The following is a 22,560-nucleotide window of genomic DNA, read 5'->3' as shown; positions in this document are numbered from 1 at the left end:
CTGCGTCCTTTCTCAAAACGAGCGATCAACACTAACCTCATAAAGCAGGCTTAAGCATCCGCCTTAGCCAAATGCGCAACTTCATTGCGCCATGCTTTTTCATAGGCTGGGCGCGATAACACCCGCTCAGCATACGATTTTACATTGTCGAACTTCAGGTCAAGCTCACTGCCTTTTGCCCATGACAACACTTGGGCTGTCACGATGTCGGCCATAGTGAACAAACTGCCGCACACATACTCTTTGTCGTTAAGAAGTAGTGAGAAAGCGGTTAACGCTCGGTCGAACTCCCACGCTGCCGTGTTTTGCATTTGAGGAATACGATGCTGTTCAGGTAAAGCAAAGCTATGTTTTGCTTTACTCCATAAGGGCTGCTCTAATTCACTAGCAGCAAATATCATCATTTGCTCATAAAGCCCGCGTGCGAAGGTACCAGGTGCAGGAATAAACTCTTCCATTGCATGCTTTTCAGCTAAGAACGTTACAATGGCAGCCGACTCAGAAAGCGCCCCTTCTTCAGTGACTAAGACAGGAATTTTAGTGGCTGGGTTTAGTACTTTAAAAGCAGAATTAAGGTGTTCACCGGCTTTTAAATTCACCACCTTGAACTCATAAGGTAAGCCAATTTCTTCTAAAGCCCATGCCACCCTAACCGACCGGGTTTTCGGGTATCCATAAAGTGTATACATTGCGTGCTCCGCGTTTATATAGTGCTTCAATTTAACAGCCGACAGCCATATTGAAGCCAAAACGCGGTACAAACAGCTTATGCGTCTTGGCGTCGTAGAAAGACTAACTCAGTGGCTGTGCTTTGTGACTCGCTATAAACATAACCTTCACTATCGAAAGCTTGCAACCCTTTCACATCACTTACTTCGTTTTCTAGAATATATCTTGCCATTAACCCACGGGCTTTTTTGGCAAAAAAACTGATGATCTTATATTGGTCGTTTTTATAGTCTTTAAAGACAGGTGTAATCACCATACCTTCAAGTTCTTTTTTCTTAACGGCCTTAAAGTATTCATTTGAAGCAAGGTTTATTAGAACGTTATCACCCTGTGCTTGCATGGCGTCGTTTAAAACCTGAGTAATACGACTCCCCCAAAACGCATAAAGGTCTTTCCCTTCCGAGTTCGCTAACTTGGTGCCCATTTCTAAACGGTACGCTTGCATTAAATCTAATGGCCGTAACAGCCCGTAAAGACCAGACAGAATACGCAAGTGGTCTTGAGCATAACGAACCGCTTTATCGGTTAGCGTGTTCGCGTCTAGCCCTGTGTATACATCACCATTAAATGCGAACATGGCTTGTCGGGCATTGTCAGCGGTGAAGGGGGTAGAAAATTCTGCAAATCGATTTGCATTAAGTGTGGCTAACTTGTCACTAATTTTCATTAACAAAGAAAGGTCGGCTGGCGAAAGGGTACGGCACACTTCCATCAAACGCTCAGTGTCTTGAAGCATGGTAGGCTGCGTGAAATCATCCACCTTAATGGGGGTTTCAAAATCTAGGTTCTTCGCTGGGGATACTACAACTAACATCTTCGACTCCTTATCTTTTTCAGGGCTCATTATACCACTGTGAAAAAGTTGAAGTTGAATTTAGCGTTAAAAATCCATAAATCAAGGTAACAGAGAAATCCGATTAGCCAGTATTTACCGTGTCTGCGCTATAAATTGTCACACGGGTTTGGTATAACTATACCCAAATATGCAAACGTTTGATCCTGTCAAACTATTACGCCCTACATACGCAAAAGCGAACCGCTTTACGCGACTTGCCTTTCTGGCAATTCGTTCGAGTTTTTTAATTTAAGATTAGAGAGAATTATGAGCAATCAGCTAGCTTCGTTACGTGAGATCACCACGGTCGTTGCCGACACCGGCGATATCGACGCAATCAAAAAATACCAGCCGGTAGACGCAACAACAAACCCATCTTTGTTGTTAAAAGCCGCCAGCTTGCCTCAGTATGCCAGCCTAATCGACGACTCAGTAGCGTGGGCCAAACTACAATCCTCTGATAGCGACCAACAACTTATCGACGCATCCGACAAACTTGCTGTTGCTATTGGTAAAGAGATTTCAGACTCTATCCCAGGTCGTATTTCTACGGAAGTAGATGCCCGTTTGTCCTTCGACAAAAATGCCACGGTAGAGAAAGCAGAGCGTCTTGTTCAACTTTATCAAGATGCCGGCATCGATAAGACACGTATTCTAATTAAAATGGCATCAACGTGGGAAGGCATTCAGGCTGCTGAAATACTTGAGAAAAAAGGTATTCAATGCAACCTAACCTTGTTATTTAGTTTTGCCCAAGCGCGCGCTTGTGCTGAAGCTGGCGCATACCTTATTTCACCGTTTGTAGGCCGTATTCTAGATTGGTATAAAAAATCGACTGGTAAAACTGAATATGCTGCTGATGAAGATCCAGGTGTGGTGTCGGTTACCAGTATTTACAACTACTACAAAGAACATGGTTACAGCACGGTAGTCATGGGCGCAAGCTTCCGCAACATTGGTGAAATCCAATCTCTAGCGGGCTGCGATCGTCTAACTATAAGCCCAGCTTTATTAGAAGAACTCGCCAATGAACCGGGCGAACTAACAGTGAAACTTAAAGACAACGGTGCGACAAAAACCCCTGGCGATCGTTTAACCGAGTCTGAATTCCGCTGGGAAATGAACCAAGATGCAATGGCAACTGAAAAGCTATCTGAAGGTATCCGCAACTTCGCAGCAGACCAAGACAAGCTTGAAGTGATGCTTCGTGAAAAGTTAAGTGCGTAAGCCATAGGGAATTAGAAAATGAGTACACTGACATCATTGCCACAATGGCAAGCACTTAATCAAATTGCTGCTTCAATGAAAGATGCACACATGCGTGATTGGTTTAAGGCTGATCCCAAGCGTGCTGAAAAAATGCAGTTAGAAGCGTGCGGCATTTTTCTTGATTACTCTAAGAACCGCGTAAACGAACACGCGTTAGGTGCACTTTTCGAATTAGCCCGTGCATGTAAGTTAGATGACGCCCGCGATGCCATGTTTAACGGCGAGCCAATCAACAGCACTGAAGGTCGTGCTGTTCTTCACACCGCGCTACGTAACTTCTCTGATTCACCTGTAATGGTTGATAGCGAAGACGTAATGCCCGAAGTACGTGCCACCCTAGATAAAATTCGCGACTTCACCGCATTAGTTCACAGTGGCGAGCATAAAGGCTACACAGGTAAATCTGTGAAGCATATTGTCGCGATTGGTATTGGTGGTTCTTTCCTTGGTCCTAAAATTATGACCGAAGCCCTAAAACCTCATACGGTTGAAACGGTTAAGGTTCATTTTGTGGCTAACGTTGACGGCTGCCATATTCATGATGTGTTAACTAAACTCGATCATGAAGAAACCCTTGTCGTGATGTCTTCAAAGTCATTCACTACGCAAGAAACGTTGCAGAATACCCTTTCTGCCAAGGCTTGGTTTTTAAAATCTGGCGGCACCCAAGAAGATATCGCGAAACACTTTGTTGCCGTGTCTTCAAATGTAAAAGCGGCCACTGAATTCGGAATAGCAGAAGATAACATTTTCCCTATGTGGGATTGGGTTGGTGGCCGTTATTCTTTGTGGTCAGCAATTGGGTTACCTATATCTTTAGCTTTAGGTTTTGAAAACTTTAAAGGCTTGCTTGAAGGCGCGTTCGACATGGACACGCACTTTAAAACAGCACCGTTAGAGCAAAACCTACCGGTTTTACTTGGCCTATTAGGCGTGTGGTATCGCAATTTCTTCGATGCACAGTCTCAGGTGCTCCTACCTTATTATCATTACCTTCGTGGCTTGCCTGCTTATGTACAGCAACTTGATATGGAAAGTAATGGTAAAGAAGTCACTCAAGGCGGCGAAGCGGTAGCTTACGCCACAGGCCCTATTATTTGGGGTAGTGAAGGAACTAACGGCCAGCACAGCTTCCATCAGCTGATTCACCAAGGCTCAGGGGTTATTCCAGCTGACTTTATGTTGCCGTTGAATGTACCTAACCAAGATGACACACACCATGCGATGTTAGCATCTAACTGCTTTGGCCAAGCGCAAGCGCTTATGCAAGGCAAAACCTTTGATGAGTGTTATGCCGACTTAGAAGGCAAAGGCTTAGACGAGGCGGAACGTACGCGTTTGGCGGCCCACAAGACGATGCCGGGTAACAAGCCTAGTAATACCTTAATGTTTGATAGCCTTACGCCTAAGACACTTGGCGCACTAGTTGCAATGTATGAGCATAAGGTATTCGTTCAGGGTGTTATCTGGAACCTTAACTCATTCGACCAATGGGGCGTAGAGTTAGGAAAAGTACTGGGCAACCAAGTACTGGCAGGCATTCAGGGAAATGCAGAAGAAGAAAGTTTTGACGCATCTACCCAACAATTGATTGCCCGTTTCAGAGCAGCGAATGCACCAAAATAAGGAAGTCTGAGTGAAGTAATCACTCAAATTTGGTGCAAATAATAACTGAACGGCCGGCTTACCCCCGGCCGTTTTTATTAGCAGAAAATAAGAACGTACAAGCTAACTCGCTGCTAAGTATGTAACCTGCTAACTGTTTTGCTAAACACACTGACGATATCTCCCTGTGTCATCATACTGTCACAATTTGTTAATAAAAAGTAAATTTACTTATTTTATTTTAGTTGTGGCTGTGATACAAAATTATACAGAGGGAATAAAAAATCAAACTCTGTATTGTTGTAGTGGTAATAAAAAGGAGAATCCCAGTGGACAAATCAGACTTATTTGCCATGTTAGATATTGAAGCAAGCCCAGCGAAAACAAAAAGTAAAAAACGCAAGTGGAGAGAGATTGAAGCGCTTCAAGATCGCTTCAAACTGGAAAAGGAGCTCTCCGAACTCGATTGTGGTTTCGAATACGAGTTAGAAACACTGGAAAGATAATATAAAGGCCGCCTGCTAATAACAGGCGGCCTTTTTACTTTCTGGTTTCTTACTTTTTAAAGCGGCATTCAAAGTTGCGAAAGAAAGGCGTTTGCCTTTTGTTAACCGCGATCTTTTCAAGAGGCTACAACTGCCAAAGACTATACCTGCCAATAAATGGGTGAAAGCCCTTTGCTGGTTAGGTAGGCATTGGTGTCGCTAAAATGGTGACAACCAAAGAAGCCTCTGTAGGCCGATAACGGTGACGGATGCGGCGCTTGAAGCACACAATGCTTAGTGCGTCTGATATGCTTGCCTTTCTTTTGTGCGTGACTGCCCCACAATAAAAACACTACGTTTTCTGCGTGCGTGTTAACTGCCTCTATTACCGCATCGGTATAGGTTTCCCATCCCCACTTAGCATGACTATGTGCCTTGCCCTGCTCTACCGTTAACACCGTATTAAGCAGCAGTACACCCTGCTCGGCCCAAGGGGTAAGTGTGCCATGGTTCGGAATGGAGAAGTCGGTAATATCATTGGCTAATTCTTTATAAATATTAACCAGCGAGGGAGGTGTTTTAATATTTGGTAATACCGAGAAGCATAAGCCATGAGCTTGATGTGGGCCGTGATAAGGATCTTGTCCTAATATCACCACCTTTACTTTTTCTAGCGGTGTCATCGTGAGTGCATTAAATACATCTTCTGAGGGCGGGTAAATGACTTTACCCGCTTCACGTTCAGATGCTACTTTTTGCATTAGGGCTTTGAAGTAAGGCTTATCTTCTTCACTGCCCAATGCTTGTGCCCATGTGGTCACGCTTTTAGTAAATCCAACATATGCTGTTTAAGCGCATCGTAAGATGCAGGCAAATCAACAGCAAGGCTGTCTTCACCGGCTACATCAGCTAATGGCTTAGGCAAGCTAATAGGCGTGCCCAGCACGTTTTCTACCGTTTCGCGGAATTTCGCAGGATGCGCAGTACCTAAGAATAGGCCAATTTCGCCGTCTTCTAAGTCGTGGCTAACTGCACGGTAAGCAATAGCGGCATGAGGCTCACTGGTATAACCCAGTTGCGCTAATTGGCGCATAGCCAACTGAGTGTACTCTTCATCTACCATTTCGCCTTTTAAGCAGCCTTTATCAACATAGCCTTGCTCGATTAAGGCTTCAATGCGCGGCCAGTTGTTAGGTTGGCTAACATCCATCGCGTTAGACATAGTAGCGACAGTCTTCTTCGGCGCCCACTCGCCAGTTTTTAAATAGCGTGGCACAGTATCGTTGGCGTTAGTGGCAGCGATAAAGCGTTTAATTGGCAATCCCATTGATTTGGCAATCATACCGGCGGTTAAGTTACCAAAGTTACCACTTGGTACCGAGATAACCAGTTGATCACGCTTATCTTTAGGTAATTGGCTTACCGCTTCAAAGTAATAACATACTTGGGCTAGCAGGCGACTGATATTAATTGAGTTAGCCGAGTTAAGGTGTAAACCTTCACGAATGTCTGGGTCGTCGAATGAAGCTTTTACTAGCGACTGACATTCATCGAAATCAGATTCAACGGCTACTGTATGGATATTGCCACCAAGGGTGGTAAACAGCTTTTCTTGCAGGGCGCTAATTTTGCCTTTAGGGAAAAGAATGACCACATTGATATTTTCAATACCGTGAAACGCATGCGCTACCGCTGCACCCGTGTCGCCAGACGTGGCGGTAAGAATAGTGACTGGTTTACCTTCACTAATTCTTGATAAGGTTTGCGCCATGAAGCGACCACCAAAATCTTTAAACGCCAACGTCGGTCCGTGGAAAAGCTCCAAAGTATAAATATTGTCGCTTACCTGCTCTACCGGCGCGCCAAAGGCAAACGCGGTATTCACGATCTCTTCTAATTCGCCATTGTTAAGCTCATCACCAATAATGGCACGAAGTACCGCTATGCTGCGCGCCGCGAACGGCATTTCAAGCAGTTCGTCAATGTTGTCTAATTTCGGGATATGAGTAGGGAAATACAAACCTTGTTGTTTACCTAACCCTCTTTTAACTGCTTCAGAGAATGAGGCAGTGTCCTGTGCGTCTTTTAAATTAACCAATTCCACGTTTTAATACCTTTTATCGTTGTGCCGTAATTTTATTTAGCTGCTGTATCACTTCATTAAGCGATAGGGCCAACCGTGGTTCCCTGCTCAGGGATTTGGCACACATGGCTAAAGCCATCTTCATTTTGAATATAGTGTTCGTCTAAATAGGCAACGATACGCTGCGCTTTTTCTTTACTGTCACATACGGCGAATACGGTTGGGCCGGAACCCGAAATACCAAAGGCTAACGCGCCTTCTTGTTCACTGAAGGCTCTTGCTTCATCGAAACCCGGCAGTAACTGTTTACGATACGGTTCTGCAATTACATCTTTCATTACCGAGGCAGCAAGATCATTTTCACCTGCATGCAAGGCGTGTACAAACACCCCTAACTGGCGACCAAAAGTGAGCGCCGTGGCCATATCAACCTGCTTGGGTAATATATCGCGTGCGGCTGCGGTAGAAACGCTAATGCCAGAGTAACAAATAGCATAATACCAATCTTTCGCCAAAGGCAACGACAAGGTAACGGGCGACGTAGCGCCAGTCATTAATGTCATGCCACCAACATAACAAGGTGCTACGTTATCATAATGAATGCTGCCACTAATTTGCCCTTCTAATTCCCCCATCATGGTCAGCAAAGTGTCTTCATCAAAAGGGGCATCGAAAAAGGCATTTAAAGCGACAAAGGCGGCAACAATAGAACTAGCGCTCGACCCCAAGCCACTGCCTATTGGTAAGTTTTTCGATAAGGTCATCGACACTGGCGTGGTGGTTTTACCCACGTTTTCCATTTGCACACAAAAGTAGTGATAGCATTGAGTAACAATATTGCTTTCGGCATCCCTAGGCAATTTGTGTGCAAACGCCCCCACGGTCTTTAGTGAAAACGAATCAGCACTTTCAATATCCACTTCGTCGCCCAAGCGTGTGCCGTCAATAGGGGCAAGTGCAGCACCTAGTACATCAAACCCTAAACTTACATTGCCAATAGATGCTGGCGCATATGCTCGTAATGCTTTCATAATACTTTTCTTTAATTACTCTTTTAACTTCAGCGGCCCTTTAACTTTTAAAAAGCCAATTAGTGCGCCATCTGCTTCCATGGCATAGTACGTAAAATATCAGCGAATACGCCCGCAGCGGTTACCGTACCACCCGCACCATAGCCCCGAATAACATAAGGAATAGGCTGATAATAGTCACTGTTAATAGCCAGTGCATTTTCACCATCTTTTACTTGCGACAACGGATTAGATGCAGGTACAGCTTGAATAGTTACCTTACATTTGTCGCCTTCAATGCTGCCTATGTAACGAAGCACTTTTCCTTCGGCTTTTGCAGCATCTACACGCTTAGCAAATTCCGCATCTAGCTCAGGTAACTGCGCCATGAATTCATCAATTGAGCAGTCTTCGGCAAAACCAGCTGGTAATACCGATTCTATTTCAATATCAGACAACTCTAGCTCTAAGTCTGCTTCACGCGCCATAATAAGAAGCTTACGGGCAACGTCCATTCCGCTTAAGTCATCACGAGGATCTGGTTCGGTATAGCCATTATCTTTCGCTGTACTTGTAGCTTGAGATAGCGACATTCCTTCTTCTAACTTGCCAAATACGTAAGACAAACTGCCTGATAATATGCCTTCAAAGCGATGTAATACATCACCTGCACTGAATAGTTTTTGAAGGTTGTCGATTACCGGTAATCCTGCGCCTACCGTAGTTTCATATAGATACTGACGATTCGTAGATAATGCTGTTTTCTTCAACTTACGGTAGTAATCTAGTGAACTGGTATTCGCTTTCTTATTCGGTGTTACTACGTGGAACCCGTTTTCCATCATATCTACATATTGCTGAGCAATAGCATCGTGGCTGGTACAATCTACAATCACTGGGTTAACCAAGCTGTTATCATTCACAAACTGCTGTAAACGTTCAACGGAAAGCCCTTCACTGGCCGCATCTAATGCTGGCTTCCAGTCTTGATTTAGGTCTATACCTTGACTATTGAGTAACAACTTACGGCTATTTGCAATACCGTACACACGCAACTGAGTATTACGATTAAGTAAAGCCGGTTGCTGTTTTGCAATTTGGCTTAAAAGTTCGGTACCTACGTTGCCACACCCGACTAAAAACACATCAATGGTATGGCGATCTGAGAAAAAATTCTGATGGATAACCTTCACCGCTTTTTTCGCCCGCTTGTTTTCGATAACCGTTGAAATAGAACGCTCTGAGGACCCTTGGGCAATCGCTACGTTATTAACGCGAGCTTGCGCCAACGAGTTAAAGAAGCGTGCCGCTAAGCCTTTCGCATGACGCATACCGTCACCCACTAAGGTAACAATCGCTAAATCGTGGCGCACTTCAATAGGATCTAACAATTGGTTTTGCAACTCTAACGCAAATGCATCTTCTAACAAGCTTAACGCGCGATCAGCATCCTTACTTTGAATACAGAAGCTTATTGAGTATTCAGAAGAAGACTGAGTGATCAGGCTTATTGAGATATTCGCATTCGACATCACCTCAAACACACGGCTTGCCATACCAACCATGCCTTTAAGACCTGGGCCTGCAACGTTGAACATAGTGACATTATCAAGTTGAGAGATGCCTTTAACCGACGTCCACTTTTCGCTGGCTTCATTACTGATTAACGTGCCAGGGGCCGCGGGGTTCAGCGTATTACGAATTAAACAAGGAATATGGTGCTGGGCAATGGGGCCGATAGTTTTCGGGTGAAGTACTTTGGCACCAAAGTACGAAAGCTCCATAGCTTCTTGATAGGTTAACTTATCAAGCAGCACTGCTCCTTCAACTTGATTAGGATCGGCATTATAAACACCGTCTACGTCAGTCCAGATTTCACAACAACTTGCATCGATACAAGCCGCTAAAATAGCCGCTGAGTAGTCAGAGCCATTGCGTCCAAGTGTTACTTTTTCACCGGCCTCGTTCGCAGCAACAAACCCAGGCATTACCAATAACTCACTACCATCGATAGGCACATCGGTAAAGCGCGCTTTACTTAATGAAACATCGGCAATGCTATCTAGATACTCACCTTCTGCAAGGATGTAAGTCACCGGGTCGATAATACGATTTTTCACGCCTTTAGCGCTTAAGATACCGCTAAATAACGTTACCGAGATGTACTCACCAATACTTAAAATACCTGCCGCGATATTATCAGGTGCAACACCTAATAATTTAATACCATCGAGGTGTTGATTAAGTACACGCAGTTGCGCATGAATGAAGTCGGTAACATCGGCGTGTGCGAAGCCGCTGAGCTCTTCGTTTAGTGCATCAGCAATACCCGTCACGGTAGACGTCAATTTTTCAAATAGAGGGTGGAAATCTTCGCCAGCGGCTGCCTGCTCACATAAAAGTGACAATGCATTCGTTACCCCTTTAGGGGCAGAAAGTACCACTGCAGCGCCATCGGTTTGGTGGGTGGCCGTGCTAATGTCGTTCACGCGCAAGTAGCGCGGTGCGTCGGCAAGTGATGAGCCCCCAAACTTTAAGACTTTCATGTGCTGCTCCTATATCGGTTACGCCAGGTTACTGCTTTAAATCGGTTACTATGACGTGAGTAAAAAAAAGCCCGCTCTCTGTGAGGGCGGGCTTTCGTTGTCTTATGCTTACTTGCACTAGCCAGCGACCGCCCGTTTTAAGGTGGTAATCATAATGCTGATAGTGCCAATAAGAAGAATCGTTTTCATAGGGTCAATTTGCCGTATAGACGTCTATCTGTCAACCGCAGTTTTCACCATACTGTATTGCAAAAAATGAAACACAAAACATTTCACGTTTCGATTTAAGCGATAATCAATCAGGCGATGCTAGAATCGAGTAGCAAAAACTAATCATCATCAATTAATTGTGCAGATAGAAAATCAACTAACAAGCGAATTTTTGGCACTAAATGCCTGTTCGATGGAAACAATGCCCATACCGCTTCTCGCTTATCTCGATATGATGATAGCACTTCCATTAACTTGCCTGCTGCTAACGACTCACGCACATAGAATCCTGGAAGCTGTACTAAACCCAGTCCGGCCAATGCAGCATGATGTAGGGCATTACCACTGTTATACTTCACTCTTCCCCTAACACGCACGGTTTGCGCTTGCCCGTCATGATTAAACCGCCAATGGGGCTGAGATCCTACTAAGCACTGATGTTCGCTAATCATTTCGGTACTATTGGGTGCAGGGAAGGCATTTAAATATTCAGGGCTGGCGCACACATATAGCTGTCGGGTAGCCAGCTTTTTGGCCACCAACGTAGAATCTTCTAAATTACCTATGCGTATGGCTAGGTCATAACCTTCATCAATAATATCCATCGTGTCGTTAGTAAAACGACACTCTACTTCTATGCCTTCGTATTTTTTTAAAAATTGATTTATAAGCGGGGCGATAAAGGCTTCGCCAAAGGCAACCGGAGCGGTGAGCTTAATAAGCCCTTGGGGTACTTTTTGAAGTTGACTAATATTGAGCTCAGCCTCTTCTAGTGCTTTTAATGCGGGTTGGCATTGTTCAAAATAAATATGCCCGGCTTGAGTGAGTGACACACTTCGGGTGGTACGGTTAAATAACTTAACCCCCAAACGCTTTTCTACATTGGCGACTTTTCTACTTATTTGCGCGCCCGACGTGTCTAACTTAGTAGCGGCCGCTGTAAAGCTGCCAGTACTGGCCACCGCACAAAATTCTACTATACCTTCCCATGTCATGGCGTTTACCTTTATTGATGCAATTATTTCTAGCATGGCGCTATGGTCAATAAAAGTTCTTAGAAGACGCCATTAGCTTACAATTAAACACCAACAAATTATTACACTCAAGTAATAATGAATTACCAAATCTGTATTTATAAAGCAGAGTCTCAGGTCTATAATCTGTTCCATAACGTAAGAAATTATAGGTAACGACATCGTGTTGTTTACCTACCCACTTTAATTTAGGAGCATGCCATGTCATTAGCATTGAAAGATGGAGAGACACATATTAAGTCTAAAGCAGCCGTAGCGTGGGCCGCTTGTGAACCGTTAAAAATGGAAGAGATTGATGTTGAACTTCCGAAAAAAGGCGAAGTGCTAGTACGTATTGTTGCCAGTGGCGTATGCCATACCGATGCGTTTACACTTTCAGGTGATGATCCAGAAGGTGTGTTTCCTTCAGTACTTGGCCACGAAGGTGGCGGTATTGTAGAAATGGTAGGTGAAGGGGTGACGTCTGTTGAAGTAGGCGACCATGTTATTCCTTTATACACAGCGGAATGCGGTGAATGTAAATTCTGTACGTCTGGCAAAACTAACTTATGCCAAGCGGTTCGTGAAACCCAAGGTAAAGGTTTGATGCCAGATGGCACCAGTCGTTTCTCGAAAGACGGTGAGCCAATTTACCATTACATGGGGTGTTCTACTTTTTCTGAATACACCGTATTGCCAGAAATTTCTTTGGCTAAAGTGAATAAATCAGCGCCTCTTGAAGAAGTCTGCTTGTTAGGCTGTGGCGTTACCACGGGTATGGGCGCTGTGCTTAATACTGCTAAGGTAAAAGAAGGCGATACCGTTGCTATATTTGGCTTAGGCGGCATTGGGCTTTCAGCTATTATTGGTGCACGTATGGCGGGCGCTAGTCGTATTATCGGTATTGATATTAACGAAAGTAAATTCGACCTTGCTAAGCAACTTGGTGCTACCGACCTTGTTAACCCTAAAAATTTCGACAAACCTATTCAGGAAGTGATAGTTGAAATGACCGACGGCGGCGTAGATTACTCCTTTGAGTGTATCGGTAACGTGAATGTGATGCGTTCTGCACTCGAGTGCTGCCACAAAGGTTGGGGCGAATCGGTGATCATTGGAGTAGCCGGTGCAGGCCAGGAAATATCTACTCGTCCATTCCAGTTAGTAACAGGCAGAGTATGGCGTGGTTCTGCTTTTGGCGGTGTGAAAGGTCGCTCTGAACTACCTGGTATTGTTGAACGCTACCTAGATGGTGAATTTGGCTTACAAGAATTCATTACACACACAATGGGGCTTGATGGCATCAATGATGCGTTCGATTTAATGCATAAAGGCGAAAGTATTCGTTCTGTTGTGCACATGGATAAATAGCGCTTAACCACTAAATTTGTCGTGTAATATTCAACAAGACCCGCGGTGAAGAACCCAAGCGGGTCTTGTTTATTTTTCTTCTATAGTTATCTTCCCTATTTACAACCATCCCCACTCTAATGCTTTAAGCACGGCTCGAGTTCTGTCTCGCACGCCCATTTTCGCCATAATGGCAGACACTTGGTTCTTAACCGTCCCGGTTGACTTGAACATAGCCTCAGATATTTCTTTATTGCTATAACCAGCGGCCACCAAACGTAAAATTTCTATTTCTTTTCGGCTTAAAGCTTCTGGCTGTTCAAACGACTCGAAGTTAACTTCTAACCCTTGTAACCCTTTAAGTACTTTTTCGGTAACACTTGGTTGAATGAGGGTATCCCCATTAACGACGGACTTAATTGCGTCAATTAAGGTTTCAAGTGAGACATCTTTAAGCAAATACCCTTTCGCCCCCGACTGCATCGCTTGAGTAACCAGTTCATGATCGTCAAATGTGGTTAGCATAATAACGGGGGTATCAATGTTATGCTTTCGCATTGCACGCAAAGCATCAATACCCGTCATCTCGGGCATACGAATATCCATTAATACAATATCTGCTCTATTAGCGTTAAGTGCATCAATAACATGGGCACCATCATCACACTCGGCCACGACTTCTACACTGTCATCCAATGCCAATAAAGAGCGTATTCCTTGTCGCACTAACATTTGATCTTCAACTAATACAACACGAATACTCATATTGGCTCCGGCAATAAAATATCAATAAGAAAACCTTGGTTGTTAAAGCCGAATTTCATTGTTCCACCAGTCTGCACTACTCGCTCTACCATTCCGGTTAATCCATTACCCTTTTTTACAGGGCTTTCGGCCTGTACTTGTTCATCTTGTAGTTTCAACCAATAGCTATTTTTATGCTTGGTTAAACTGACACGCAGTTGCGCAGACTGAGTGTGTTTAATGGTATTCGTTAGGCTTTCTTGTACGCAACGAAGTAAGGTATCAGCGGTGGTCACATCTTCAATTTTGACATTATCTGCAATCGATAATTGCAGGCTTGGCCGAGGCAAATCTTTAAACAGAGCCCTCACCGCTTGCTGCCAATCCAAGGCCGCATTTTCACGAATATCGGACACCGCTTCTCTTACATCAGAAAGTAGCAGCTTAGCTAAGCTATGGCACTGATCGACATGCGCCTTTACTTCATCTAGCCCGCTAGCGTTAGCTTTATGGGACGCCACCTGCAAATTAATGGTAAGCGCCGTTAAGTGATGACCAAGTACATCGTGAATATTTCTGGCAATGCGCAGCCTTTCGTCCTGCTGCCCAGCTTGTCGTATAAGTTGTTGAGCACTCATTAACTGGCGATTCAATTCATCAGACTTTTCTCTGGCCATTTTTTCTTTAATAGCCACGTTTGACATCATCATGGCAAATAAATTGAACGTCCAGAATAGGGCAGCAGTAAGCAATGCATAACTGTCTTGCCAATAAAACGAGTGGACCAATCCTAGCGGTAAAGCGGCTATAACAGAAACAGCCAAACATATTTTCCACGCTAGATAGTAGGGCAGTAAAGCTGACCATATCACCAGAAAAATAGCGAGATAACTGTAGGGTAATAAAAATAAGCTAGTCACCGACAGCACATACAATGTGACCAACAATGGTATTCGCCACTGAGGAAACGACATATCTCGCCGTGTAACAACACTAAAACACAATGCTATTCCACCCACTACAGCACTAGTTAGCCAAGGCCTAGACGACGAGACGCCATAGTGTGAAAACGAGTAATAAAGTGCAGAACTGCTCACAAATAGCCAAGTTATGAGTGCGCTTGTCCTTTCGAAGTCAAAAAATTTGAGTATTTTCATACGCCTATTATTGCCTCAAGCGACGATAAATACATAGGCCAAAAGTCACTTTTTATCTTGTGACCTTCGGCACTAATACTAGAGAGAAGATATTGGCAAACTGACTACATCAAACATTTAAGGTGTAAGTCATGCAAAACATTCACAGCGCTATCGTTCTATTTCACATTATTTGCGGTGCAAGTTCACTGTTACTGTTTTGGGGACCATGTTTTACCAAAAAAGGCGGAAAACAACATAAAAAGATAGGTAATATTTATCTGGCCACGATGACGTTGACATCAGTCAGTGGTGTAGTTAGCTCGTCATTAGTGCTGCTTGCGCCCCTTCTTATCTTTCCGACGATGCCGGCGCACTTTGAAACTGTTGAGTATTTTCTTGCTTACCTTCAAGGCCAGTATATCTTCTTGCTCATGCTAAGCCTTCTGGTTTGGAACAATGTCAGGCACGCTAAAAGAGTCTTAGAGGTAAAAGTTAACCGAGGTGAGCTTCGTAAGGTTGAATACTTATGGTTACCCACTGCACTATTTTTTGTAGCCAGTATTGCGTTGTATCAAGGCATAAAATACAACATTACACTGACCCAAATTTTTGCGCCTATCGCACTATTTAACAGCATTGGTATTGCGCGATATGCATTCAAAAAAGACATTGCCAAAGGAGCATGGGTCATTCAACACATCGGGCATATTATTGGCTCAGGCATTGGAGCCTACACGGCATTTTTCGCTTTCGGTGGCCGCAGCCTATTTCAAAGCCTCCCCTTACTTCAGCTAGGAAGTTGGGTATTGCCAAGTTTAATCGGCGTCCCTTTTATTATTTGGCTAAGCAGGAAGTATTTTACGTTATTTAATCCAACTGCCCCTTCGTAATCAATCGTTAAAAAATCATCAAATACATAGTGCACTTGCTATCGATCAGAAAAGTGTATTAGTGTGTTTACATCATGCAAAAGGATTTGTAATTTAATGAAAAATAAAATGAAACAACAGCTAAACGTACTAATTACCCTGTTGTTACTTTCTGCGTCCGCCCCCTGTTTTAGTAAAGCAGATTCTGAGCAGGTACCTGAAAAAGAAAACGACATTGAAACCATAGAAGTCACCGCTAAACTTAAATTGCATCAATTAAAGTACGCTATCAAGCAGCGCTCATACGAATTTTTCGATGTTTTCAACAAGTACAATGATGTACCTGAGTTCGAAGTTATTTGTCGTTACCGAGCACCAAAAGGCTCAAAAATAAAGCGAAAAGAGTGTGAATCTCGTTATATAAAAGCGAAAAGAACACAGCTTATTGGTACTGCAATGGCAACAGGCGGCAGGCTTCCAGACGAAGGCCTTGTTGATATTCAAACCCGCGTCATGCGTATTGAATCACAAATGCACCTGCGTTCATTAATTGTCGACAACCCTGAGCTAAAAGAAAGCTATAATTCGTTAAAAGATGCTATGGACCGTTATGAAAAACATAAAGATGCAAGCAAAGAGTAACGCTTTAATCGTTAATGGTTTTACCCCTTTTAAAAATATCAATAAAGAGACCTTATAATGAAAATGTTAGTCGCTTTGGCGTCAGTTTTATCTATCGCATTTACGCTGAGTAATGCATGCGCGAACCAAGTAGCTGAAAGCACAAAACGAAAAAACGCAGAAGCTAACGCTAGCGCAGAAACTAAGCCTCATATTGAAGTCACTCTCGACTCACTAACCAACTATCAAGTTAATAACGACCGTATGGTTAGTTCTGGTTTGCCTTCTGCTGCGCATTTTCAATTATTGAAAGACGAAGGGATAAGTAGGGTTATAGATCTAATTCCCGGCGAGCGAGGGCAAGAAAAGCTAATGGTTTAAGCACTATCGCTTGACTATCACAACATTCAAGTTGAATGGGAACACCCTACCCTCGCTAATTTCAAAGACTATACGGGCTATATGGCTCAAGAAAATTCAACCGATGATAAGGTGCTTACTCATTGTAAATTGAATTGGCGAGGTGCCGTATTTACCTATTTGTACCGCATTACCGCATTAGGTGAATCAGAGCTATTGGCTAAACAAGACTTACTGGCCATCTGGCAGCCGAATCAAACCTGGTTTCAATTTATTAATACCGTCATAGATGACTTTAACCAAACCCACAATGCTCAACTCGTTACCTCTGTAACGCCACAGGTAGAGCCTCTTGAACAATAATTTTTAATTGTATTTTGGTAGCGACATCACCAAGAGCATAGTAAAACATCATTTAAGTTTGACACATACGAAAATTCATATACGATACCAACATATATGATTTAGCGTATTTGAGATAAATGATGACTGCAGCAACTTCTACTTCATGCGTTTCGCTTTCACCACTTTCATTGTTTAAATGTTTAGCGGAAGAAACTCGGCTAAAAACACTGTTTATGCTTTGTGTTAAAGACGAACTTTGTGTGTGTGATTTAACCGACGCGCTCAATCTTAGCCAACCCAAAATATCGCGTCATCTGGCCGATTTACGTAAATGCGGGCTAGTGACTGACGACCGACGTGGTAAGTGGGTTTATTACCGCCTCAACCCAGCGCTTCCCGCATGGGCCAAAGAAGTGATTCATTTATCTGCCACAAATAACGCTGGCTATATTAGCGATGCGCTAAACAACCTTAAATATGACGCGGGCTGTTAAACGCCCTTCTTACTTTTTTCAAATATGTGACGTAAACCATCAGGATTTTTGTAATGAAAATATTGTATATCTGCACGCACAATCGTTGCCGTAGCATCCTTTGCGAAGCCATTACTAATGCTTCAAGCAATTCATCGTTAGAAGCACGTAGTGCTGGTAGCCAGCCTGTGGGTGAAGTACATCCGTTGTCAGTAAAGTACCTTGCCGAGCGTGGCTATAGTACCGACGGTCTTAAAAGCCAGTCGTGGGACGACTTTGAAGACTACCAACCTGACATCGTCATTACCGTGTGTGACTCAGCAGCGGGTGAAGCTTGTCCTGTTTACTTTGGCAACTCTCTGAAGTTGCACTGGGGTCTTGAAGATCCTTCGAAATTAGAAGGTAGTGAAGAAGACAAAGCCCAAGCGTTCTACAACACCATCGATATTATCGAAAGCCGCGTTGCCGCACTAAGCGATATTGCATCTCGTAACCTTGCTATCGAAGACGTTAAAAAGGCGCTTCAGGAAAAAGGAGCTCAGTAATGTCGGAAAAAATATCACCTTCTGATAACTTAGTGACAAGCGTTACGCCTGCACCTACAGCTGAAGACTTCGCAAAAACGTATTCTGAACACAAACCGCGTATATTGTTGCTTTACGGCTCGTTAAGAGAGCGCTCTTACAGCCGTTTAGTAATTGAAGAAAGTGCGCGCTTGCTTGAATACTATGGTTGTGAAGCTAAAATTTTTGACCCTAGAGGTTTGCCACAACCAGACACAGAGGATGACACCCACCCAAAAGTAAAAGAGCTTCGCGAGCTCATGATGTGGTCTGAGGGGCAAATTTGGTGCTCGCCTGAACGGCACGGCAGTATGACAGGCATTATTAAAAGTATTATCGATTGGGTACCCTTGAGCATTGGCGCGGTGCGCCCAACTCAAGGGAAAACCTTAGCTGTAATGCAAGTCAGTGGTGGCTCTCAATCGTTCAACGCAGTGAATCAAATGCGTGTGCTTGGTCGCTGGATGCGCATGCTGACCATTCCTAACCAGTCTTCGGTGGCAAAAGCCTTTTTAGAATTTGAAGACAATGGCCGGATGAAGCCATCTTCTTACTACAACCGCATCGTGGATGTAGTTGAAGAACTGGTGAAATTTACCCTGCTGACCCGCGACAACAAAGATCACCTTGTTAATCGCTATTCTGAGCGCGTTGAAAGCGCAGAAGAATTGAGCAAACGGGTTAACCAAAAAACGATTTAGTCGACGCGATACTCGCACGTACTATCAACACGAAAGACATAAAAACCATTAAGGACACTGTCTCATGGGATTTTTCGAACGATACCTATCCGTATGGGTAGGACTTTGTATTATTGCAGGTGTAAGTATCGGCAGTCTTTTTCCAGACTTCTTTACGCTAGTAGCTAGCCTTGAATATGCTCACGTTAATTTGGTGATTGCTGTACTAATTTGGCTCATGATTTACCCAATGATGATTCAAATTGATTTTTCATCCATAAAAGATGTGGGTAAAAAGCCCAAAGGGCTGGTGCTCACCTTAGTAGTGAACTGGTTAATAAAGCCTTTCACAATGGCGCTACTTGGCTGGTTATTCTTCAAAGGCATTTTCGCCGACTGGGTAGACCCACAAACGGCCACTGAATATATCGCCGGTATGATTTTACTAGGCGTAGCACCGTGTACTGCCATGGTATTTGTATGGAGCCATTTAACAAAAGGTGATGCAAACTATACCCTCGTCCAGGTCTCTATTAACGACTTGATAATGATTATCTTATTTGCCCCTATCACGGCTATGTTACTGGGTGTTACCGATATCACAGTCCCCTGGGATACATTAATTCTATCTGTGGTGCTATATGTGGTATTGCCGCTCATCGCTGGGGTTATTACACGTAAGAAGATGGAGAAAAAAGGCGAGCAAGCAGTTACCGCTATTATCGAACGCTTTAAGCCATTCTCGGTACTTGGGTTGCTAATTACCATTGTTTTACTGTTTGGCTTTCAAGCAGAAACAATATTGGCTCAGCCTCAAGACATTGTGCTAATTGCTATTCCGTTGCTTATTCAAACCTACGGGATATTTGCGATAGCCTATTTTGCGGCGAAAAAAATGAAACTACCTCACAATGTTGCCGCACCTGCTTGCATGATTGGTACGTCTAACTTTTTCGAGCTCGCCGTTGCTGTTGCCATTTCCTTATTTGGCTTACATAGCGGTGCTGCCCTCGCAACTGTTGTTGGAGTGCTGGTTGAAGTACCAGTTATGTTATCACTGGTATGGTTCGCGAATAGAACCCGCCATTGGTTTGAATAGCACAAGCATTCATTAGCGCTACAAAAGTTAGCACAAACCTAAACGCAAAAAGGAGCTCAAATGAGCTCCTTTTTTTGTATTTATTAGTGTATGAACACTCAATATCACTACCCGCTAGGGTGTTTGTTTAGCACACCATGGTTTCTGGCAGAATAAATCCATAACGCTTTAATGTGGTTTCTAAAGGTAGGCGTTTAAGCGGCTTTTCAATAAAAGCGAGCGCGCCCAACTCCATCACACGGTTTTGCATCACCGGTTGGATATCACCTGAAATGACCACAACAAACACTTCTATTTTTCGGCGCTTTATTTCTTCAAGTACGCCTACCCCATCGAGTATCGGCATGGTTAAATCTAGCAACACTAAATCGATGCGATGATGCCCCATTATCTCGAGCGCATCTACACCATTTGATGCTTCATAAATTTCACTCGCTAATCCATCGGGCAAGTTACGGCGCGCCATTTTTCTTGCTAGCGCCGAATCATCACAAATCAGAATGTTAAAGCTCATGGTCTACTCTTAGTAATCTACTAGTACATACATCGCCACATAAAATTAGCAGCGTTGAATATATTGTCGAAAACATGGATGAAGAAAGTAGGCTTAAGATTATATTAAACGAAAGTATAAAAAAACACTTTTAGGCCAATTTTCCAGTAGCTTATCGTAAATATTTGTTACTTTAGAAGGTATATGCAGCCAAAATTAAAAACAAAGCACAGAGCGCCGCATCGAATATCACATATTGTTAAAGGTTAAATTATGCTGGATGTAACCCTTTCTAAAAAAGTTGCTTATCAAGTTCTTTCCCATTTTGATAAGAGCTATCGTTGGTTTACTCGTATTACGAGAGGTGCCCAATCACGGTTTGAACAAGGCCAATGGAAAGAAATTCAGCTAGCATCGAAAGAGCGCATTACCATTTACGAACAAAGCCTTTCAGATGCCATTGCCGATGTTTACCACCTAACTGAAGTGCACAAGAAAAATGACGAGTTTTGGCAAGACTTAAAGAAAACCTTCGCACGACAACTTGAAGGCCACCCACAATTTGAGCTAGCCGAAACCTTTTATAACTCTGTGATCGGGCGTTTATTCAAACACCGCAAAATAGACAACAGCATGATGTTTGTATTGCCCAGTCGCTGCTTTTTACCCGGACAAGACCGAGATAAAGTCATTCACAGCTTCGATACCACCACCACGGTGCGCGAGATGTACGTGTCTATTTTCAAAATCTATCGCTATGGTATCCCTTTTGAAAACTACGAACGTGACATGCAAAACCTTGAAGAAGCACTTAGAAAGCGATTAACCACACGGCAATTGGCCAGTGTTCATACGGTTGAGCTTTTAAAGCCCACGTTTTTTAGGGGGAAATCGGCATATCTCATTGGCAGAATATGCATGCCTGAAGAAACCCTCCCTTTTGTAATCTCTTTGCAACGCAGTGATGAACATACCTTGTTCGTAGATGCTCTGCTTACACACAGAAGTGATTTAAGCGTTATCTTCGGCTTTGCCAGAAGCTACTTCATGGCTGATACCCAAAACCCAGCAGAAGTCGCTGCGTTTCTGCAAGAACTATTACCCAACAAAAAACACTTTGAGCTCTATATGGCGCTGGGTCACTACAAGCACGGGAAAACAGTCTTCTATCGTAATTTCCTCGACCATATGGCTACCTCCGATGATCACTTCGAGGCCGCACCTGGTATAAGAGGATTGGTGATGATGGTGTTCCACCTGCCCTCATATGGTGTGGTATTTAAAATTATAAAAGATGAATTTGCCGAAAGTAAGAAGATCACCCGAGAGCATGTTAAAGACTGCTACCGGTTGGTGAAGATGTCAGATCGAGTGGGACGAATGGCAGACACCCATGAGTACGTTAACTTTCGCTTTCCCTTGTCTCGCATCGACCCATTACTCATTGAAGAGTTAAAGGAAACATGCGCTTCTAGCCTTGAATTTACCGAAGACGAGCTGGTCATTAAGCACTTGTATATAGAACGTAAGATGACTCCGCTTAATTTGTACCTTCAACAAGAAGAAGATGAAGATAAAGTACGTAGCGCATTAAACGAGTTAGGGCTATGTATTAAACAAATAGCCATGGCAAATATTTTCCCTGGCGACATGCTGCATAAAAATTTCGGTATCACGCGACATGGCAGAGTTATCTTTTACGACTATGATGAAATATGTTTAATGAACGAACGTCATTTTAGGGCGCTACCCAAATCAGATGACCCTTATGCGATGGACATGTTGTCGGTTGGACCTAGTGACGTTTTCCCAGAGCAGTTTGAGCATTTTATTGTTGGAAAACGGAAACTTAAAGATATTTTAAAGTCGCTACATGGCGACCTAATGACCCCGGAATACTGGCATGAAGTACAGATGAAATGTGCGCGTGGGGACATTCAACATTTTACGCCATATAACGCCAACGTCCGTTTTAATAGGGGTGCTGATAGCAACCCAAAGTGATCGCAACACGATAGATTGAATGTATAAACGTTGAT

The 22,560-nt window shown here is 43.5% G+C and carries 23 protein-coding genes; 13 read left to right on the top strand and 10 right to left on the bottom strand.

The annotated features are described in order from the left end of the window. Window positions 1-50: 50 nt before the first annotated feature. Window positions 51-689, bottom strand: a complete 639-nt coding sequence (locus JKP82_RS18710) for a glutathione S-transferase family protein (RefSeq protein WP_159532838.1) — start codon at window positions 687-689, stop codon at window positions 51-53. A gap of 77 nt (window positions 690-766) precedes the next feature. Then, the gene (gene yaaA, locus JKP82_RS18705) at window positions 767-1,543 is read right to left on the bottom strand and encodes a peroxide stress protein YaaA (RefSeq protein ID WP_218398227.1); all 777 of its coding nucleotides are present in this window, start codon (window positions 1,541-1,543) and stop codon (window positions 767-769) included. A gap of 288 nt (window positions 1,544-1,831) precedes the next feature. On the opposite strand from yaaA, the gene tal reads away from it, so the two are divergent. The 3 genes from tal (at window position 1,832) to JKP82_RS18690 (ending at window position 4,944) form a co-directional block, all read left to right on the top strand. Beyond that, a complete protein-coding gene (gene tal / locus JKP82_RS18700; protein ID WP_159532842.1) occupies window positions 1,832-2,791 on the top strand; it encodes a transaldolase in 960 nt (319 codons plus the stop codon). A gap of 18 nt (window positions 2,792-2,809) precedes the next feature. Next, entirely contained in the window at window positions 2,810-4,459 is a 1,650-nt protein-coding gene (gene pgi, locus JKP82_RS18695) for a glucose-6-phosphate isomerase (RefSeq protein WP_218398225.1), read from the top strand. A 308-nt stretch (window positions 4,460-4,767) separates the two neighbouring features. Continuing rightward, window positions 4,768-4,944: a DUF3545 family protein gene (locus JKP82_RS18690; protein WP_013782890.1), complete on the top strand. Its 177-nt coding sequence runs from the start codon at window positions 4,768-4,770 to the stop codon at window positions 4,942-4,944. A gap of 140 nt (window positions 4,945-5,084) precedes the next feature. Here the strand turns inward: JKP82_RS18690 and ung are convergent, their stop codons facing one another. From ung to JKP82_RS18665, 5 genes are all read right to left on the bottom strand, one after another. Further along, the gene (gene ung, locus JKP82_RS18685; RefSeq protein WP_218398223.1) at window positions 5,085-5,744 is read right to left on the bottom strand and encodes a uracil-DNA glycosylase; all 660 of its coding nucleotides are present in this window, start codon (window positions 5,742-5,744) and stop codon (window positions 5,085-5,087) included. Continuing rightward, the gene (gene thrC / locus JKP82_RS18680; protein WP_159532848.1) at window positions 5,741-7,027 is read right to left on the bottom strand and encodes a threonine synthase; all 1,287 of its coding nucleotides are present in this window, start codon (window positions 7,025-7,027) and stop codon (window positions 5,741-5,743) included. Before thrC ends, ung begins: the two co-directional genes overlap by 4 nt. 56 nt (window positions 7,028-7,083) lie before the next feature. After that, the gene (thrB, locus tag JKP82_RS18675) at window positions 7,084-8,037 is read right to left on the bottom strand and encodes a homoserine kinase (protein WP_218398221.1); all 954 of its coding nucleotides are present in this window, start codon (window positions 8,035-8,037) and stop codon (window positions 7,084-7,086) included. A 59-nt stretch (window positions 8,038-8,096) separates the two neighbouring features. Continuing rightward, window positions 8,097-10,562 (bottom strand): bifunctional aspartate kinase/homoserine dehydrogenase I, encoded by a 2,466-nt coding sequence (gene thrA / locus JKP82_RS18670; protein WP_218398220.1) that lies wholly within the window; start codon window positions 10,560-10,562, stop codon window positions 8,097-8,099. Window positions 10,563-10,891: 329 nt separating this feature from the next. Next, entirely contained in the window at window positions 10,892-11,767 is an 876-nt protein-coding gene (locus tag JKP82_RS18665) for a LysR substrate-binding domain-containing protein (RefSeq protein ID WP_159532854.1), read from the bottom strand. A 240-nt stretch (window positions 11,768-12,007) separates the two neighbouring features. Here JKP82_RS18665 and JKP82_RS18660 point away from each other — a divergent pair, with 240 nt between their 5' ends. Then, window positions 12,008-13,156 carry an S-(hydroxymethyl)glutathione dehydrogenase/class III alcohol dehydrogenase gene (locus JKP82_RS18660; protein ID WP_218398218.1) on the top strand — a complete coding sequence of 383 codons (1,149 nt, stop codon included), beginning with the start codon at window positions 12,008-12,010 and terminating at the stop codon, window positions 13,154-13,156. Window positions 13,157-13,255: 99 nt separating this feature from the next. On the opposite strand, the gene JKP82_RS18655 is transcribed toward JKP82_RS18660, so the two are convergent. Further along, a complete protein-coding gene (locus JKP82_RS18655) occupies window positions 13,256-13,900 on the bottom strand; it encodes a response regulator transcription factor (protein ID WP_159532858.1) in 645 nt (214 codons plus the stop codon). After that, on the bottom strand, window positions 13,897-14,853 hold the full coding sequence (locus tag JKP82_RS18650; RefSeq protein ID WP_258544438.1) for a sensor histidine kinase: 957 nt from the start codon (window positions 14,851-14,853) through the stop codon (window positions 13,897-13,899). The genes JKP82_RS18655 and JKP82_RS18650 overlap by 4 nt, the downstream gene beginning before the upstream one ends. Window positions 14,854-15,167: 314 nt before the next feature. Between JKP82_RS18650 and JKP82_RS18645 the strand changes: the two genes are divergently transcribed. From JKP82_RS18645 to arsB, 8 genes are all read left to right on the top strand, one after another. After that, the gene (locus JKP82_RS18645) at window positions 15,168-15,908 is read left to right on the top strand and encodes a hypothetical protein (RefSeq protein ID WP_159532862.1); all 741 of its coding nucleotides are present in this window, start codon (window positions 15,168-15,170) and stop codon (window positions 15,906-15,908) included. A 96-nt stretch (window positions 15,909-16,004) separates the two neighbouring features. Next, window positions 16,005-16,529, top strand: a complete 525-nt coding sequence (locus JKP82_RS18640) for a hypothetical protein (RefSeq protein ID WP_159532864.1) — start codon at window positions 16,005-16,007, stop codon at window positions 16,527-16,529. A gap of 57 nt (window positions 16,530-16,586) precedes the next feature. Next, window positions 16,587-16,889 (top strand): protein-tyrosine phosphatase family protein, encoded by a 303-nt coding sequence (locus JKP82_RS20940; protein ID WP_258544437.1) that lies wholly within the window; start codon window positions 16,587-16,589, stop codon window positions 16,887-16,889. Window positions 16,890-16,970: 81 nt separating this feature from the next. Further along, window positions 16,971-17,231 (top strand): protein-tyrosine phosphatase family protein, encoded by a 261-nt coding sequence (locus JKP82_RS20935; RefSeq protein ID WP_258544436.1) that lies wholly within the window; start codon window positions 16,971-16,973, stop codon window positions 17,229-17,231. Window positions 17,232-17,353: 122 nt separating this feature from the next. Then, on the top strand, window positions 17,354-17,707 hold the full coding sequence (locus JKP82_RS18630; protein ID WP_218398236.1) for a metalloregulator ArsR/SmtB family transcription factor: 354 nt from the start codon (window positions 17,354-17,356) through the stop codon (window positions 17,705-17,707). A 53-nt stretch (window positions 17,708-17,760) separates the two neighbouring features. Next, window positions 17,761-18,231: an arsenate reductase ArsC gene (locus tag JKP82_RS18625; protein ID WP_159532866.1), complete on the top strand. Its 471-nt coding sequence runs from the start codon at window positions 17,761-17,763 to the stop codon at window positions 18,229-18,231. Further along, entirely contained in the window at window positions 18,231-18,950 is a 720-nt protein-coding gene (arsH, locus tag JKP82_RS18620) for an arsenical resistance protein ArsH (RefSeq protein WP_159532868.1), read from the top strand. Before JKP82_RS18625 ends, arsH begins: the two co-directional genes overlap by 1 nt. Before the next feature lie 64 nt (window positions 18,951-19,014). After that, on the top strand, window positions 19,015-20,028 hold the full coding sequence (arsB, locus tag JKP82_RS18615) for an ACR3 family arsenite efflux transporter (protein ID WP_218398216.1): 1,014 nt from the start codon (window positions 19,015-19,017) through the stop codon (window positions 20,026-20,028). Between the two features lie 127 nt (window positions 20,029-20,155). On the opposite strand, the gene JKP82_RS18610 is transcribed toward arsB, so the two are convergent. Next, window positions 20,156-20,542, bottom strand: coding sequence for a response regulator (locus JKP82_RS18610; protein WP_159532872.1), 387 nt, complete (start codon window positions 20,540-20,542; stop codon window positions 20,156-20,158). Between the two features lie 252 nt (window positions 20,543-20,794). Between JKP82_RS18610 and aceK the strand changes: the two genes are divergently transcribed. After that, window positions 20,795-22,525, top strand: coding sequence for a bifunctional isocitrate dehydrogenase kinase/phosphatase (aceK, locus tag JKP82_RS18605; protein WP_159532874.1), 1,731 nt, complete (start codon window positions 20,795-20,797; stop codon window positions 22,523-22,525). Window positions 22,526-22,560 lie beyond the last annotated feature (35 nt).

Source organism: Alteromonas lipotrueae (assembly GCF_019249215.1).
In the GTDB taxonomy this organism is placed as follows: Bacteria; Pseudomonadota; Gammaproteobacteria; order Enterobacterales; family Alteromonadaceae; genus Alteromonas; species Alteromonas lipotrueae.
The sequence above is the reverse complement of the archived record's forward strand: the minus strand, read 5'-3'. Positions and strand labels throughout refer to the sequence as shown.

Bases quoted from the DNA above. Each gene is read 5' to 3' on its own strand.
- thrB (WP_218398221.1), bottom strand. From the start codon at position 8,037: ATGAAAGCATTACGAGCATATGCGCCAGCATCTATTGGCAATGTAAGT.
- JKP82_RS18660 (WP_218398218.1), top strand. From the start codon at position 12,008: ATGTCATTAGCATTGAAAGATGGAGAGACACATATTAAGTCTAAAGCA.
- JKP82_RS18650 (WP_258544438.1), bottom strand. From the start codon at position 14,853: ATGTCGTTTCCTCAGTGGCGAATACCATTGTTGGTCACATTGTATGTG.
- JKP82_RS20935 (WP_258544436.1), top strand. From the start codon at position 16,971: ATGGCTCAAGAAAATTCAACCGATGATAAGGTGCTTACTCATTGTAAA.
- JKP82_RS20940 (WP_258544437.1), top strand. From the start codon at position 16,587: ATGAAAATGTTAGTCGCTTTGGCGTCAGTTTTATCTATCGCATTTACG.
- aceK (WP_159532874.1), top strand. From the start codon at position 20,795: ATGCTGGATGTAACCCTTTCTAAAAAAGTTGCTTATCAAGTTCTTTCC.
- JKP82_RS18645 (WP_159532862.1), top strand. From the start codon at position 15,168: ATGCAAAACATTCACAGCGCTATCGTTCTATTTCACATTATTTGCGGT.
- arsB (WP_218398216.1), top strand. From the start codon at position 19,015: ATGGGATTTTTCGAACGATACCTATCCGTATGGGTAGGACTTTGTATT.
- JKP82_RS18655 (WP_159532858.1), bottom strand. From the start codon at position 13,900: ATGAGTATTCGTGTTGTATTAGTTGAAGATCAAATGTTAGTGCGACAA.
- yaaA (WP_218398227.1), bottom strand. From the start codon at position 1,543: ATGTTAGTTGTAGTATCCCCAGCGAAGAACCTAGATTTTGAAACCCCC.
- JKP82_RS18610 (WP_159532872.1), bottom strand. From the start codon at position 20,542: ATGAGCTTTAACATTCTGATTTGTGATGATTCGGCGCTAGCAAGAAAA.
- JKP82_RS18640 (WP_159532864.1), top strand. From the start codon at position 16,005: ATGAAAAATAAAATGAAACAACAGCTAAACGTACTAATTACCCTGTTG.
- tal (WP_159532842.1), top strand. From the start codon at position 1,832: ATGAGCAATCAGCTAGCTTCGTTACGTGAGATCACCACGGTCGTTGCC.
- JKP82_RS18710 (WP_159532838.1), bottom strand. From the start codon at position 689: ATGTATACACTTTATGGATACCCGAAAACCCGGTCGGTTAGGGTGGCA.
- thrA (WP_218398220.1), bottom strand. From the start codon at position 10,562: ATGAAAGTCTTAAAGTTTGGGGGCTCATCACTTGCCGACGCACCGCGC.
- JKP82_RS18665 (WP_159532854.1), bottom strand. From the start codon at position 11,767: ATGACATGGGAAGGTATAGTAGAATTTTGTGCGGTGGCCAGTACTGGC.
- pgi (WP_218398225.1), top strand. From the start codon at position 2,810: ATGAGTACACTGACATCATTGCCACAATGGCAAGCACTTAATCAAATT.
- JKP82_RS18630 (WP_218398236.1), top strand. From the start codon at position 17,354: ATGACTGCAGCAACTTCTACTTCATGCGTTTCGCTTTCACCACTTTCA.
- arsH (WP_159532868.1), top strand. From the start codon at position 18,231: ATGTCGGAAAAAATATCACCTTCTGATAACTTAGTGACAAGCGTTACG.
- JKP82_RS18625 (WP_159532866.1), top strand. From the start codon at position 17,761: ATGAAAATATTGTATATCTGCACGCACAATCGTTGCCGTAGCATCCTT.